Source organism: Rhodanobacter lindaniclasticus, from assembly GCF_004799035.1.
GTDB classification, from domain to species: Bacteria; Pseudomonadota; Gammaproteobacteria; order Xanthomonadales; family Rhodanobacteraceae; genus Rhodanobacter; species Rhodanobacter lindaniclasticus.
Genome location: NZ_MWIO01000058.1, coordinates 1 through 13,982 on the forward strand (window position 1 = coordinate 1; position 13,982 = coordinate 13,982).

Consider the following 13,982-nt stretch of genomic DNA (forward strand, 5'->3'; position numbering starts at 1 on the left):
TTGTCCGCAGATTCATATGTCTATAAAAGCCAGACACCATCAATTCCGCACCCCGCTGGAGGTTTACAACGACCACCTCAGACTGGCTGAGGCAGAAGCAGGAACGATTCACTGATCATGTTGCACGTGGACCTTGAAACCGCCCTTATTAATTACCCCCGTCCCCTTATTGGCGCGCCGGCACCGATCCACTGGCTAGGTGCACCCAGAGCATGACCGGCGACAGGCTATGGGCCGGAATCGACCCCAAGCGGACATCGCGCTAGGTTCTTAGGGCGACGCCTGCCGCCTCACGCAGCGCGTGTCCCACGTTCTCCAGCGTTTCCGAGTGCACAGCTGCAAACTGCCAGTAGAGGGGTACGTCGAGTCAGCGCTTGCCATCTAGAACCACGACACGTTTCGCTTTCACCGCGGGAGCTATCAAGGTTTCTGGCGCCAGGCACCACCCCAGTTCGAGTGCGGCGGCGTCGACGAAACCGGTCGACGTCGGAAGATAATGGACGGGCGGCGAAACACGGGCTCGCGTGATCTGACGAATGAAGCGCCACTGCAGCTCATCCTTTCGGTTGAACACGATCAAAGGCGCTCTATTCAAGGCTTCCGCATGAAGGCCCTGAGCGAAATGCCGATCAGCAAAGGCTGGAGAGGCTATCGGGTAGTACCGCATCGCCCCAAGGGTATACACGTTGCACCCCTGAACGGGCCGCGCCTGACCGGTGACGGCGCCCAATACCGATCCGTCGCGCAACATCTCTTGGGTGTGGTCCTGGTCGTCTACCCGGACATCGAACAGGTAGCCGTAGCGGCGATGAAGCGTGGCCAGCCCACCGAGGAACCAGGTCTGCAGCGAGTCATCATTGACGGCGATCGCTACCGCGCGAGGCGCGGCCTCGCTGGTCGGCAGAAAGTCGGCCAAGGCTTCGGCCTCGAGGGCCTGCATCGGACGCAGACGACGCAAGAGCCGCTCTCCCGCCGGCGTCGCCCGGCAAGGGGTCTGACGTACGACCAACGCCTGACCGAGACGGTCTTCTAGCGCCTTGATGCGCTGGGAGACCGCAGATGGCGTGACGGACAAGCGCCTGGCAGCCGCGTCGAAGCTGCCTTCTTCAAGCACCGCAGCGAAGGCGGCGAGTTGGGGATGCAGTAGATCCATCGGTAGCCCTTTGAATCAGTTTTTCTAACGATTCTATAGAATTATTAGCTGGGCTTCCGGCGGCCGCGACCCCAATCTAACGCCATTCTCGCCTGAGGACTCATCTATGTATTTCGCACCGGCGCTCGCCGGCTTCATCGCCAGCGCGGGCCTGATCGTCGCTATCGGCTCGCAGAACGCCTTCGTGCTCAGGCAGGGGCTGTTGCAAAGGAACGTCGGGCTCGTGGTGGCCACCTGCGCACTGGGCGACATCGCCCTGATCAGCTGCGGCGTCGCCGGGGTTGGTGCGCTCGTGCGGGAATGGCCTGCGCTTCTGGGCGCGCTGCGTTTCGGCGGTGCCCTGTTCTTGACGGTTTATGGCGTGATGGCGGCCAAGCGCGCCTGGCGAGGTTCGGGAGGCTTGGCGCCTGGCGTGGAGGGGGAGAAGAGCGGGTGGCTGGTGCTGCTTGCCTGTCTGGCCTTCACCTTCCTCAACCCGCATGTGTACCTGGATACCATGATCCTGCTGGGCAGCCTGTCCACCCGGTATCCCGGCGGCACTCAGTGGGCGTTTGCGGTCGGTGCATGCATTGCCAGCGTGACCTGGTTTTCCACGCTCGGCTATGGCTCGCGCCTTCTGCTGCCGGTCTTTCGCAATCCGATGGCTTGGCGAGCGCTCGACGCCCTCGTCGCTGTATTCATGATTTCGCTGGCGTTGCTGCTTCTTGCGCATCCGCTCAACTGAACGACCGCACGGTCTGCCCGGGAGTCCACATGTACCTTCCCTCTCTCTTAGCAGAATCCAGGCCCGAAGAGCTCCGGCGGATCATCCACGAGAAAAAAGGTGTCAGGGACAATTCAAAGAAAAGGTGTCAGGAACAATTCGTGGCCACCCGCCACAGGAAAGCTGTCCCCGACACCATGGTTCCGCTCACGGCATCGCGAAGCTGTTGTTGCCGCGATCGCTGTCGGGCAGCGCCAACGCCGGGTCGAGCGTGGCGGATTTCAGCTTGCGCGTGCCGTCGACGTGGATCGCGTAGCTGCGGTGCTGCATCCAGGTTTCCCACGGTACGCGCACGTCCTGCTTGCTGCCGTCGTCGTAGACGAGTTGCAGCGTGGCGGGCAGCACCAACTGGTCGAGGTTGGCCACCGTGATGTCGACGCCCTTGTGGTAGTCGCCGTTGGTGTAGGCGGCTTTCTGCACGGCCATGTCGAACTGCCAGTTGTGCTCGTACCAGCCGCGCCAGAACCAGCCCAGGTCTCCGCCGGTGTCGCTTTCCATGAAGCGGAAGAAGTCGGACGGGCTGGGGTGTTTGTAGGACCAGGTGGCGATGTAGCGACGGAAGGCGGGGTCGAAGCGTTCCGGGCCGATGATCTCCTCGCGCAGCAGCACCAGGCCGAAGGCGGCCTTGAAGTAGGTGATCGGGTGACGGTATTTCTCCGGGATCGCGTCGGCCAGGGTCATCGGCGGCGGCGCGGCGGCATCCTTCAGGATGGCGGCGATCTGCTCGGCCGGGGCGCCCTTGCCGGGGGCGTATTCGCTGTCGCGCTTGGGCGCGTACTTGCCGCCGTCGAAGGCCTCGGCCTCGTACACGTCGACGAAGGTGTTGAAGCCTTCGTCCATCCACGCATCGCGCCGCTCGTTGCTGCCCACCACCATCGGGAACCAGGTGTGGCCGATTTCGTGCGCGATCAGCATGCGCAGGACGGCGCCGGCGGCCTTCTTGTGGTCGAAGGTGATGCCCGGGTATTCCATACCGCCGGCGGTGCCGGCTTCGTTGATGGCGACCGGATACGGGTACGGTGAGTAGGTGCGCGAGAAGAACTCGACCGACTGCTTCAGATCCTGCGTGGCCACGCCCCAGGCCTTGTCGCCGGCGCTTTCCACCGGGTAGGCCGACATCGCCAGCGCGGTCTTGCCGTCGGGCAGGTTGATGCGCGCGGCATCCCAGATGTACGCCGTGGAGGCGCCGAAGGCCACGTCGCGGCTGTTCTTCATGGCGAAGTGCCAGGTCAGCGTGCCGCCCTGTTTCGGGCGGCTGGCCGGGTCGCCGACTTCGGCAGCGCTGCGGATCGTCACGGTGGCGTCGCTGTGGCGGGCCTGGTCGAGGCGCTTGCGCTCGGTGGCGGTCAGCACGTCCTGCGGGTTGAGCAGTTCGCCGGAGCCGACCACGAGCATGTCCGAGGGCACGGTGACGCGATAGTCGAAGTCGCCGTATTCGAGGTAGAACTCGCTGTTGAGGTAGGGCTGGGTGTCCCAGCCGCGCAGGTCGTCATAGACGGCCATGCGCGGATACCACTGCGCCATCTCGAAGATGTCGCCCTGCCGGTTCGCGTTGACGTCGGTGCGCCCGCCGAACTCGCCGGGCACGGTGTAATCCCAGCTGACGTGCAGCTTGAGCCGGCCGCCGTGGCCCTTGAGCGCGGTGGGCAGGGTGACCTGCATGCGGGTGTCGCTGACGACCCAGTGCGCCTTCCGCCGGTGGCCGCCGGCGTCCTCCACCTCGACCGAGCGGATGTGCTCGCCGCTGGTGAACTCGGTGGGGAACTTGCCGCCGCCGAACGCGCCGCGGGCGTCCTTGCGATAGCGGTTCTGTTCGACCTGCAGCCACAGCACGTCCAGCGTGTCGGGGCTGTGGTTGGTGTAGGTGATCACTTCGCTGCCGCTGAGCTTGCGCGTCGACGGCTCCAGCGTCGCCTCGATGCGGTAATCGGCGCGGTTCTGCCAGAACGCCGGGCCGGGCCTGCCGCTGGCATCGCGCATGGCGTTGGCCGGCTGCGGGTAGGTATAGGGCGCGAAGGTCTGCAGCGGGTCGTACGTGGCGTGCGCGTGGTCGGCGGCGAGGGCCGGCAGCGCCAGCAGGGCGGCGAGCGTGGCGGCGAGGGTGCAGGTGAACTTGTTCATGCGCGGCCTTGGGAGGGGGATGGGGTCGGTCCGCTGCGACGACGCAGCGCCAGCAGTTCGTGACATGCGCCCATGGTGTGATAGTCGGTCTTGCCGGCCGGGCTCTTTTCGTCGCTGATCTTGCGGTTGTCCGGGGAGAGGATGCGGTACCAGGCGCCGTGCCGGTGATCCACGAAATGCTCCCACGCGTAGCTCCACAGGCGCCTGTACCAGTCGTCATGGACCGCCTCGCCGGTGCGCGCGTGCAGCAGGGCGGCGGCGGCCAGCGATTCGGCCTGCACCCAGAAATATTTTTCGCCGTCGCAGATGCTGCCATCCGGTGCGAAGCCGTAGCAGATGCCGCCGTGTTCATCGTCCCACGCATGGGCCAGGGCGCGGTCGAACAGTTCCTTCGCGCGCGGCAGCAGCCAGTCCTGCGGCGTGCCGCGTGCGGCCAGCAGCGGCTCCATGATCAGCAGCAGCTTGGCCCATTCGGTCTGGTGGCCGGGCTGGAAGCCCCAGGGCTTGAACAGGTTCTTCGGATCGTCCCGGTTGAAATCCGGGTCGATATTCCAGTGGCGGTCGTAGTGCTCCCAGACCAGGCCGCCGGCCTTGGCGGCCTGGTCGCGGGTCATGCGGTCGGCGAGGGTGAACGCGCGGTCGAGGTAGCGCGGTTCGTGGGTGGCTTGGTACGCGGCGAGCATTGCCTCGCACATGTGCATGTTGGCGTTCTGGCCGCGGTAGTCGCTGAAATGCCAGTCGGCATCGGCCTCGTCGCGGTACAGCCGCGCGTCGGCCTCCCAGTAGCGCTGTTCGAGCAGGTCCCAGGTTTCGTCCATCCAGCCGCGGGCGTCGTCGATGCCGGCCTTCAGCGCGGTGGCGTAGGCCAGCAGCACGAAGGCGACGCCGTAGGCCTGGTTGGAACTGTCTTCCGGCCGGCTGTCGCGGATGGTCCAGTGGTAGCCGCCGTTGGCGCGGTTGCGATGGACCTCGCGCAGGTAGCGCAGGCCGTGCCGCGTGGCCTCCAGGTATTCGGGATTGCCGAAGGCCAGCCATGCCATCGCGTAGTTGAAGACGAAGCGCGTGCTGCTGACCAGGTGGCGATGGCTGCGGTCGTAGATCGTGCCGTCGTCCTTGAAATAGTGGAAGAAGCCGCCGGCCGGATCGATCGCGCGAGGGTGGTAGAACGCCATCGTCTGCGCGATGTGGCTGCGCAGGAAGTCGGGCGAGCGGAAATCGGGGGCGGCAGTCATGCCTGCTTCTCCATGAAGTCGAGCACCTCGGCGTCACTGGGCATGGCGGCGAACGAGCCCTGGCGGGTGACCGTGAGCGCGCCGCAGGCGGCGGCGAAGCGCAGCATCGCGTGCAGGCGCGGCAACTGGCTCACCAGGTGGTCGAGCCGGTCGGACGTGGCATCGAGTTCGGCCAGGCGGCACAGCAGGCCGCCGACGAAGGCGTCGCCCGCGGCGGTGCTGTCGACCACCGTCACCGCGTAGCCTGGCAATTCCCCTTCGGCATCGGGATGGAACCAGCGCATGGGCCGCGCGCCGTCGGTGACCACCAGCAGCCGGGCGCGGCCGCGCCACAGGCGGTCCAGCGCTGCCTCCTCGCCATCCTGCGCGAGCCAGGCGAATTCCTCGGCCGAGAGTTTCACCACGTCGGCCAGGTGCAGCGCGGGCCACACCCGCGGCAGCGGATCGACGCCGGCCGGCCACAGTGCCGGGCGCAGGTTGAGATCCATGCTGACCAGCGCGCCGGCGCCGTGCGCGCGCTGCATGCCTTCACGGGTGGCGTCGGCAATGGCCGGCTCGGTCAGGCAGTTGGAGCACACGTGGAACACGGCCACGTCGTCGAACGCGCCGGCGCGGAAATCGACGGCACGGAATTGCAGGTCGGCGGTGCGCTCGCGGTGGAAGATGAAGCTGCGCTCGCCCGCCGCATCCAGCGTGACCAGCGCGAGTGCGGTGGGCGCGTCGGCCGTGCGCAGCACGTCCGCGGTGCCCACGCCGGCGCGTTGCAGGTCGGCCAGCAGGAAATCGCCGAAGCGGTCGGTGGACAGCATGCCGGCAAAGCGCGCGTTGCCGCCCAGGCGCGCCACCGCCACCGCCACGTTCGCCGGCGCGCCACCGGCGAACGGAACGAAGCTCGCGGCGAAACCGTGCGCGTCGAGGCCGCTGGCATGCAGGTCGATCAGCGCCTCGCCGAAGCAGAGGATCGGGCGGGGTGGAGCGAGCTCAGTCGACACTGCTGCGGATCTTCGAGCCGCTGACGCCGTAGAACACGATGTACAGGTAGCACAGCAGCGGCAGCACGAACGCGTGCTGCAGGCCGATGTGATCGGCCAGCACGCCCTGCAGTTGCGGAATGACCGCGCCGCCGACGATGGCCATGATCAGCAGGCTCGACGCCTTGCTGGTCATCGGCCCCAGCCGCTCGATGCCGAGCGCGAAGATGGTCGGGAACATGATCGAGTTGAACAGGCCGATCGCGATGATGCTGTACATCGCCGTGGTGCCGGTGCTCAGCATGGTGGTCAGCACCAGCAGCGCGTTGATCGCGGCGAACGCGGCCAGCAACTTGCGCGGCGAGATCCGGGCCATCAAGGCCGAGCCGACGAAGCGGCCGAGCATGGCGCCGCCCCAGTACCACGAGACGTACTTCGCCGCCTCCTGCTCGCTCATGTGGCCGATGTCGGGCATCGACAGGTAGTTGACCATGAAGCTGCCGATCGACACCTCGGCGCCGACGTAGAAGAAGATGCCCAGCACGCCGAACAGCACGTGCGGATGGCGCAGCACGTCGGCGAAGCCGTGGCGGGCGTGGTCGTCCTTGTCGGTGGACTCGGTCAGGGCCGGCAGCCGGAACATCCACACGAACAGCGCCAGCAGGAACAGCACCACCGCCAGCCCGATGTACGGGAACTGCACCGCCTGCGCCTGCTGGGTGTCGTAGAGCAGGCGTTGCGCCGGTTCCAGCGCGGCGAGTTCGTCCGGGCTCTTGACCACGTTGGAGAGGATCAGCAGGCCGCCGAACAGCGGCGCCAGCGTGGTGCCCAGCGAGTTCAGCGCCTGCGCCAGGGTCAGGCGGCTGGAGCTGGTCTTCTCCGGGCCGAGCAGGGCCACGTACGGATTGGCGGCCACCTGCAGCACGGTGATGCCGGTGGCCAGCACGAACAGCGCGCCGAGAAAGGCGGAGTAAAGATGCAGCGCCGCGGCCGGCCAGAAGCCCAGCGCGCCGATGCCGGCGATCGCCAGCCCGGCCACGATGCCCTTCTTGTAGCCGAGTGCCGCGACCATGCGCCCGGCCGGCATGCCCATCAGGAAATACGCGCCGAAAAAGGTGAACTGCACCAGGATCGCCTGGGCGTAGTTGAGCTGGAAGATCGACTTCAGGTGCGGGATCAGGATGTCGTTGAGGCAGGTCAGGAAGCCCCACATGAAGAAGATCGTGGTGAGCACGCCCAGCGCCAGCCAGCTGCTGGTGTAGGGCTCCCGGGGGGCGCCGTGATCCGGCGCGGAGCGGACGGGAAGGGGCGTAGCGGCATGGGCCATGGCGATTCCGGTGCAGGAGACAGTCGGGTGCGTGTCGCCTGACGGGCGGGCAACCGCGCCAATGTAACCGTTTCCACGCTCGCACCGGTCACGCGCTGCAACATGTCTTCGCGGGATGTTACTTTGCCCGCTTGCCCGCCTCCCCCGAGATTGCCATGACCCGTCGCACCACGCTGATGCTCGCCCTGCTGGCCTGTGCCGCCTGTTCCCCGCTGATGGCCGCGGGCGGCCACGCGGGCGATGTCGATCCGCGCATCGGCACCGGCGGCGACGGCCACACCTTCCCCGGCGCGACCGTGCCGTTCGGCATGATCCAGCTCTCGCCCGATACCGCGATGCCGGACTTCAAGCACGCCTACAAGTGGGCCGCCGGCTACCGGTACGACGACAGCAGCATCATGGGTTTCTCGCACACGCACTTCTCCGGCTCCGGCCATTCGGACCTGGGCGACGTGCTGGTGATGCCGATCGCCGGCGAGGTGAAACTCGAACCGGGCGATCCCGCCCAACCGGGCAGCGGCTACCGCTCGCGCTTCTCGCACGCCAGTGAGGTGGTGCAGGCCGGCTATTACGCGGTGACGCTGAGCGACTACGGCATCCGCGCCGAACTCACCGCCGGGCGCCGCGTGGGCTGGCACCGCTACACCTTCCCGAAGGACAAGCCGGCACACCTGCTGCTCGACCTGCGCCCGAGCATCTACGACTACCCCGGCAAGGTGCTGTGGTCGAAGCTGCAGGTGGCCGACGACGGCACCGTCAGCGGCTGCCGCACCACCCGCGGCTGGGCGCCGGGACGTGAGCTGTGCTTCGCCCTGCGCTTCAACCAGCCGATGACCTCGCGCACGCTGTATGACCGCGAGAACGACATCCTCTACAAGGGCTTCAAGGGCCCCGGCAACCAGCCGCTCGATCACGACGCGCAGAACGGCCGCGCGCTGGTCGGCGTGTTCGACTTCGGTGCGCTGAAGCAGCCGCTGGAGGTGAAGGTGGCGATCTCGCCGGTCAGCGCCGCCAACGCGGTGGCCAACCTCGATGCCGACGGCAAGGGCTGGGATTTCGACGCCCGCCGCGCGCAGGCGAAGGCCGCGTGGGACCGGGCGCTGGCGGTGGTCGACGTCGACGCGCCGGCGACCGTGCGCAGGCAGTTCTACACCGCGCTGTACCACGCCATGCTTTCGCCCACGCTGAGCATGGACGTCAACGGCGAATATCGCGGTCCCGACCACGCCGTGCACAAGGCGGACGGCTACGAGTTCTACTCGACCTGGTCGCTGTGGGACGTCTACCGCGCGCAGCAGCCGCTGATGGTGCTGCTCAATCCCGAACGCAGCACCGACTTCATCCGCTCGCTGATCGCCGCGCGCGAGGCCAGCCCGTTCGGCATCCTGCCGGTGTGGGCCTACCAGGGCCTGGAGACCTGGTGCATGATCGGCTACCACGCCGTGCCGGTGATCGCCGATGCCTACATCAAGGGCGTGCGCGGCTTCGATGCCGACAAGGCGTTGCAGGCCATGGTCGCCAGCGCCACCTACGCGCCCTACGGAGATCTCGCCGACTACATGAAGCTCGGCTACGTGCCGATCGACAAGGAGCCCGAGGGCGCTTCCAAGACGCTCGAATACGCCTACGACGACTGGTCGCTGGCGCAGATGGCGAAGGCGATGGGCAAGACCGACCTTGCCGCCACCTTCGGCAAGCGCGCCGGCAACTGGAAGAACGCGTGGAACCCTCAGACCGGCTTCATGCGCGCGCGGCTCGCCGACGGCAAGTTCCGCGAACCGTTCGATCCCACGGCCGCCGGCTACGGCAGCGACTTCACCGAAGGCAACGCCTGGCAGTATTCGTGGTATGTGCCGCAGGACGTGCCGGGCCTGATCGAGGCGATGGGCGGCGCCGCGAAGTTCGTGGCGAAACTGGACGCGCTGTTCGACGCCAGGGTCGACCCGGCGCACTTCAAGCACGTGGAGGACATCACCGGCCTGATCGGCTGGTACGCCCACGGCAACGAGCCCAGCCACCACATCGCCTATCTCTACGACTACGCCGGCGCGCCGTGGAAGACGCAGGAGCGCCTGAAGCAGATCATGGACAGCCAGTACGCCGCGCGCCCGGACGGGCTCTCCGGCAACGACGACCTGGGCCAGATGTCGGCCTGGTACGTGTTCACCGCGCTGGGCTTCTACCCGGTGACGCCGGCCAGCGACGTCTACGCGATCGGACGGCCATTCGTCGGGCGCGCCACGCTGCACCTGACCGACGGCAAGGGCTTCACCGTCAGCGCGGCGCCGCTGGATGACGCGCACCCTTACGTCGGTGAGGTCACGCTCAACGGCAAGCCGCTGGCCGCACCTTTCCTGCATCACGCGCAGATCCTCGCCGGTGGCGAGCTGCACTTCCGCATGCAGGCCACGCCCGACCGCCACCGGGGCGTGGGCGCCCCGCCGCAGGGATGATGATTCGCCGGGTCGTGCCAGAATGGAGCGGTCGTTGATGCCGGCGGTCGCGGAGGGCTGGATCGAATGAATTTCCGCATCTTCATGAGTTGGCGGGTCGCCGGACTGCTGTCGGCCATGCTGATCATCGTCGGCCTGCCGTACCTGGTGACGCGGCTGAATACGCGCGACACCCTGCTGGCGAACAGCTGGGTCACCCACTCCACCGAGGTGCGTTCGGTCGCCTATCGCGTCGCCTACCTGATCCGCAGCAGCGAGGCGGCGACCTACCGCATGCTGGTCGGCGACGTCGGCGCCGAAACGCGCGCCGAGGCCGAGAGCGCCGCGGCGCAGGTGCCGCAACTGCTGCAGCGACTGCGCGCGATGACCAGCGACAACCCGGCCCAGCAGGCCTTGATCGGCGCGCTGGAAAACAGCGTCACCGGCCGCCTCACCCTGATGACTCGTGCGCGCGAACTGCAGCGGCGCGGTGACGTGGGCCGCGCCGGGCAAGCCATGGGCGAGGCCGCCGAGCTGTTTCCGTTCGCCGCCAAGATCGACGACATCGTCGCCAACGAGAACCAGTTGCTGGAAGCGCGCCAGCAGGCCGCCGAGCATCGGGAGTTCAACGGCCAGCTGGTGCAGGGCATCACCGCGCTGGCGCAGCTGGTGCTGCTGGCGATCATCGTGATCGCCTCGGAACGGCAGATTCGCCAGCGGCGCCGGGCCGAGACGCGCGAGGGCCGCGCGGTGCTGCGCTCGCGGCTGATCCTGCAATCCGTGCGCGAGCCGATCGCGCTGTTCGACGCGAACCTCAACAGCCTGCTGCTGAACAATGCCTTCGGCGACCTCTACGGCGAGGACCCGCAGCAACCGTCGCGCACGCTCGTCGAGATCGGCGGCGGCGTGTGGAACGACAGTGCCCTGCTGCAGCGCTTCCGCGACGTGCTGCTGAGCGATCGCGAGCTGTGGGACTACGACATGGTGCAGCGCACCGCCGACGGCGAGCAGCGCCATATCGTGGTCAACGCGCGACGGCTGCAGCAGGATCTCACCGACGAGCCGGCGCTGTTGCTCACGGTGAGCGACGTCACCGTGCGTGCGCTGACCGAGGAGAAGGTGATCGAGCTCAATCGCCAGCTCGAGGGCAAGATCGACCAGATCTCCGACATCAACCGCGAGCTGGAGGCGTTCAGCTACTCCGTCTCGCACGACCTGCGTGCACCGCTGCGCCACGTGGCGGGCTTCGTGCGCAAGCTGGAGCACCATCTGGCCGGGCAGCTCGACGACAAGGCCAGCCACTACATCGGCGTGATCGAAAGCGCTGCCCAGCGCATGGCGCTGCTGATCGACGACCTGCTGGTGTTCTCGCGCCTGGGCCGCGGCCCGTTGCGGTTGCAGGCGGTGGACATGCAGTCGCTGGTGGAGGAGGCGCGGGCGCTGGCCGAATCGTCGGCGGAGGGCCGGCGCATCGTGTGGACGATCGGGCCCTTGCCGATGGTCATCGGCGACGCCAACATGTTGCGCACGGTGTGGCAGAACCTGCTCGGCAACGCCGTGAAGTACACCGGGCGTTGCGAGGTGGCGCGCATCGAGGTCAGCGCCGGGCGCAGCAACCGGGGTGATTACGAGTTTGCCGTGGCGGACAACGGCGCCGGCTTCGACATGCAGTATGCAGACAAGCTGTTCGGCGTGTTCCAGCGCCTGCATCGCGCCTCGGATTTCCCGGGCAACGGCATCGGCCTGGCCAACGTGCGGCGCATCATCACGCGCCATGGCGGCAAGGTCTGGGCCCAGGCCGCGCCGGACCAGGGCGCCACGTTCCACTTCTCGCTGCCGGCCACCGACGTGGCCGGGGCGCAAGACGGAGAGTCGGCGGCATGAACAAGAAAGAACTGCGCACCGTGCTGCTGGTCGAGGACAGCCTGGCGGACGCCGAGATGGCGATGGACGCGCTGGCGGAGGCCCACCTGGCCAATCCGGTGGTGCACGTCGAGGACGGCGTGGAATGCCTGGACTACCTGCGTTGCACCGGCGCCTGGGCCGGGCGCGAACCGGGCGATCCGGCGGTGGTGCTGCTGGACATCAAGATGCCGCGCATGGATGGCCTGGAAGTGCTCACCCGCATGCGCCACGATGAGCAACTGCGGCGGGTCCCGGTGGTGATCCTGTCCTCCTCGCACGAGGAGAGCGACCTGGCCCGCAGCTGGGACCTCGGCGCCAACGCCTACGTGATCAAGCCGGTGGACGTGGACCAGTTCTTCGAGGCCGTGCGCACGCTGGGGCGGTTCTGGGCGGTGCTGAACGAGGCGCCCGACGCGGGTTGATGGATGAGTGGATGCGCCCGGGCGGTCGCCCGCGGCGTCGACAACGGCGGCCGCACGGCCAGTGATGGAGAACACCATGCCCAACCGTCAGGTCAAGTCGATGCCGACGATACGGGTGTTGCAAGTGGAGGACAGCGAGCTCGATGCCGAGCTGGTGCTGGCCGAACTGGACGCCGACGGTATCCCGCACGAAGCGCGGCTGGTCGACGACGAGGCCGGCTACCTCGCCGCACTGAACGAGTTCCATCCGCATATCGTGCTGTCCGACCTCAGCGTGCCCGGCTTCTCCGGGCAGCGCGCGCTCGAATTGCTGCGCGCGAACGACGAAGACCTGCCTTTCATCTTCGTCTCCGCGACCCTGGGTGAGGAGGCCGCGATCAAGGCGCTGCGCAACGGCGCCACCGACTACATCCTGAAGCAGAATCCCGTGCGCCTGGCCAGCGCAGTGCGTCGCGCGCTGGTCGAGGCGGACGCGCGCAAGGCCAACCGCCGCGCCGAGGCCGACCTGATCCGCGCGCAGCGTTTCGAGAGCCTGGCGATGCTCGCCGGCGGCCTCAGCCACGACCTGCGCAACCTGCTGCAGCCGCTGCTGCTGGCCGGCGACAGCCTGCGCGACTATCAGGGCGACCCGCGCCTGATGCGGCTGGGCAACCTGGTGCGCGATTGCGGCAAGCGCGGGCTGGAAATGGTGCATTCGATGCTGTCCTTCGCGCGCGGTGCCCGCCGCGCCGAGCGCGTGCGCGTGGGCACCCTGATGAGCGCGTTCGGCCTGCTGATGCAGGGCAGCGTGCCGCGTTCGGTGGTGATGGATCTGGCCATCGACGACCCCGAGCTGGCTTTCGAGGGCAACCACACCGAACTGCAGCAGTGCCTGCTCAACCTCTGCCTCAATGCGATCCAGGCGATGCCCGATGGCGGCAACCTGCGCATCGAGACCAGCCAGCAGCGGCTGGCCGAGGACTTCTTCCTGGCCGAGGAGGAGCCGTGCGCCGGCCACTACCTGCGCATCAGCGTGATCGACTCCGGGCCGGGCATGGACCAGGCCGTGCTGGAGCACCTGTTCGAACCGTTCTTCACCACCAAGGAGGCCGGCACCGGCCTGGGCCTGGTCTCGTGCAAGCGCATCGTGGCCAGCCACGGCGGCGTGATGCGGGTGGACAGCAAACCCGGCGACGGCACCCGCTTCGACCTCTACATCCCGCTGGACGAGCTGGAGGCCGACGCCGCTGCGCCGGACGACATGCAGAGCCTCGAAGGCGCCGCCGAACGCGTGCTGGTGGTGGTGGAGGAGGCCGGCCAGCTGTCGCTGTTGTCCGACATGCTCGATGCCTACGGCTACCAGGCGCACGCCAGCCAGAGTGGCACCGCCGCGTTGCAGTGGATCGAGGCCGGCGGCCTGCCCGATCTGGTGTTGCTGGACGCGGACATGAACCTGTTCACCGGCGTGCGTACGCTGGCGGCCCTGGTCGACCAGGGTTACCGGGGCGGCGTGGTGCTGCTGGCGCGCCCGGACACGCCACCGGACCTGCAGGAGCTGCCGCCGCTGGACAACCTGGTGCTGGTGGACAAGCCGGTTGAAACCGCCGCCCTGCTGCGTGCCGTGCGCAAGGCGCTGGACGATACTGCCGACTGCGGGTAGGGCGGGCATCGTCCGCC

Annotated in this window: 9 protein-coding genes and 1 pseudogene; 5 read left to right on the forward strand and 5 right to left on the reverse strand. The window is 67.6% G+C overall.

The genetic code is table 11. The features are described from left to right. Positions 1-262: 262 nt before the first annotated feature. Positions 263-1,153: pseudogene (locus B1991_RS15900) on the reverse strand (LysR family transcriptional regulator ArgP). 106 nt (positions 1,154-1,259) lie between these two features. Here B1991_RS15900 and B1991_RS15905 point away from each other — a divergent pair. Next, positions 1,260-1,877 (forward strand): LysE/ArgO family amino acid transporter, encoded by a 618-nt coding sequence (locus tag B1991_RS15905; protein ID WP_136259659.1) that lies wholly within the window; start codon positions 1,260-1,262, stop codon positions 1,875-1,877. Between the two features lie 186 nt (positions 1,878-2,063). Here B1991_RS15905 and B1991_RS15910 read toward each other — a convergent pair whose 3' ends face one another. Genes B1991_RS15910 through fucP form a run of 4 tightly spaced genes read right to left on the reverse strand, consistent with a single transcriptional unit; the run spans position 2,064 to position 7,567 of the window. Further along, positions 2,064-4,037 carry a M1 family metallopeptidase gene (locus tag B1991_RS15910; protein WP_136259660.1) on the reverse strand — a complete coding sequence of 658 codons (1,974 nt, stop codon included), beginning with the start codon at positions 4,035-4,037 and terminating at the stop codon, positions 2,064-2,066. Then, on the reverse strand, positions 4,034-5,269 hold the full coding sequence (locus tag B1991_RS15915; protein ID WP_136259661.1) for an AGE family epimerase/isomerase: 1,236 nt from the start codon (positions 5,267-5,269) through the stop codon (positions 4,034-4,036). Before B1991_RS15915 ends, B1991_RS15910 begins: the two co-directional genes overlap by 4 nt. Then, the gene (locus tag B1991_RS15920) at positions 5,266-6,261 is read right to left on the reverse strand and encodes a carbohydrate kinase family protein (RefSeq protein WP_136259662.1); all 996 of its coding nucleotides are present in this window, start codon (positions 6,259-6,261) and stop codon (positions 5,266-5,268) included. The genes B1991_RS15915 and B1991_RS15920 overlap by 4 nt, the downstream gene beginning before the upstream one ends. Then, the gene (fucP, locus tag B1991_RS15925; RefSeq protein WP_136259663.1) at positions 6,251-7,567 is read right to left on the reverse strand and encodes an L-fucose:H+ symporter permease; all 1,317 of its coding nucleotides are present in this window, start codon (positions 7,565-7,567) and stop codon (positions 6,251-6,253) included. Before fucP ends, B1991_RS15920 begins: the two co-directional genes overlap by 11 nt. A 155-nt stretch (positions 7,568-7,722) precedes the next feature. Here fucP and B1991_RS15930 point away from each other — a divergent pair, with 155 nt between their 5' ends. From B1991_RS15930 to B1991_RS15945, 4 genes are all read left to right on the forward strand, one after another. Next, positions 7,723-10,020: a GH92 family glycosyl hydrolase gene (locus tag B1991_RS15930; RefSeq protein ID WP_136259664.1), complete on the forward strand. Its 2,298-nt coding sequence runs from the start codon at positions 7,723-7,725 to the stop codon at positions 10,018-10,020. 66 nt (positions 10,021-10,086) lie between these two features. Continuing rightward, positions 10,087-11,883, forward strand: a complete 1,797-nt coding sequence (locus B1991_RS15935; protein ID WP_246031208.1) for a sensor histidine kinase — start codon at positions 10,087-10,089, stop codon at positions 11,881-11,883. Next, the gene (locus B1991_RS15940; RefSeq protein WP_136259665.1) at positions 11,880-12,326 is read left to right on the forward strand and encodes a response regulator; all 447 of its coding nucleotides are present in this window, start codon (positions 11,880-11,882) and stop codon (positions 12,324-12,326) included. Before B1991_RS15935 ends, B1991_RS15940 begins: the two co-directional genes overlap by 4 nt. 76 nt (positions 12,327-12,402) lie before the next feature. Continuing rightward, entirely contained in the window at positions 12,403-13,965 is a 1,563-nt protein-coding gene (locus B1991_RS15945; protein ID WP_246031209.1) for a response regulator, read from the forward strand. Positions 13,966-13,982: the final 17 nt, after the last annotated feature.

What these genes read in the sequence shown, in the direction of transcription:
- B1991_RS15935 (WP_246031208.1), top strand. Translation starts at nt 10,087, where the DNA reads ATGAATTTCCGCATCTTCATGAGTTGGCGGGTCGCCGGACTGCTGTCG.
- B1991_RS15945 (WP_246031209.1), top strand. Translation starts at nt 12,403, where the DNA reads ATGCCCAACCGTCAGGTCAAGTCGATGCCGACGATACGGGTGTTGCAA.
- B1991_RS15940 (WP_136259665.1), top strand. Translation starts at nt 11,880, where the DNA reads ATGAACAAGAAAGAACTGCGCACCGTGCTGCTGGTCGAGGACAGCCTG.
- B1991_RS15910 (WP_136259660.1), bottom strand. Translation starts at nt 4,037, where the DNA reads ATGAACAAGTTCACCTGCACCCTCGCCGCCACGCTCGCCGCCCTGCTG.
- B1991_RS15905 (WP_136259659.1), top strand. Translation starts at nt 1,260, where the DNA reads ATGTATTTCGCACCGGCGCTCGCCGGCTTCATCGCCAGCGCGGGCCTG.
- fucP (WP_136259663.1), bottom strand. Translation starts at nt 7,567, where the DNA reads ATGGCCCATGCCGCTACGCCCCTTCCCGTCCGCTCCGCGCCGGATCAC.
- B1991_RS15930 (WP_136259664.1), top strand. Translation starts at nt 7,723, where the DNA reads ATGACCCGTCGCACCACGCTGATGCTCGCCCTGCTGGCCTGTGCCGCC.
- B1991_RS15915 (WP_136259661.1), bottom strand. Translation starts at nt 5,269, where the DNA reads ATGACTGCCGCCCCCGATTTCCGCTCGCCCGACTTCCTGCGCAGCCAC.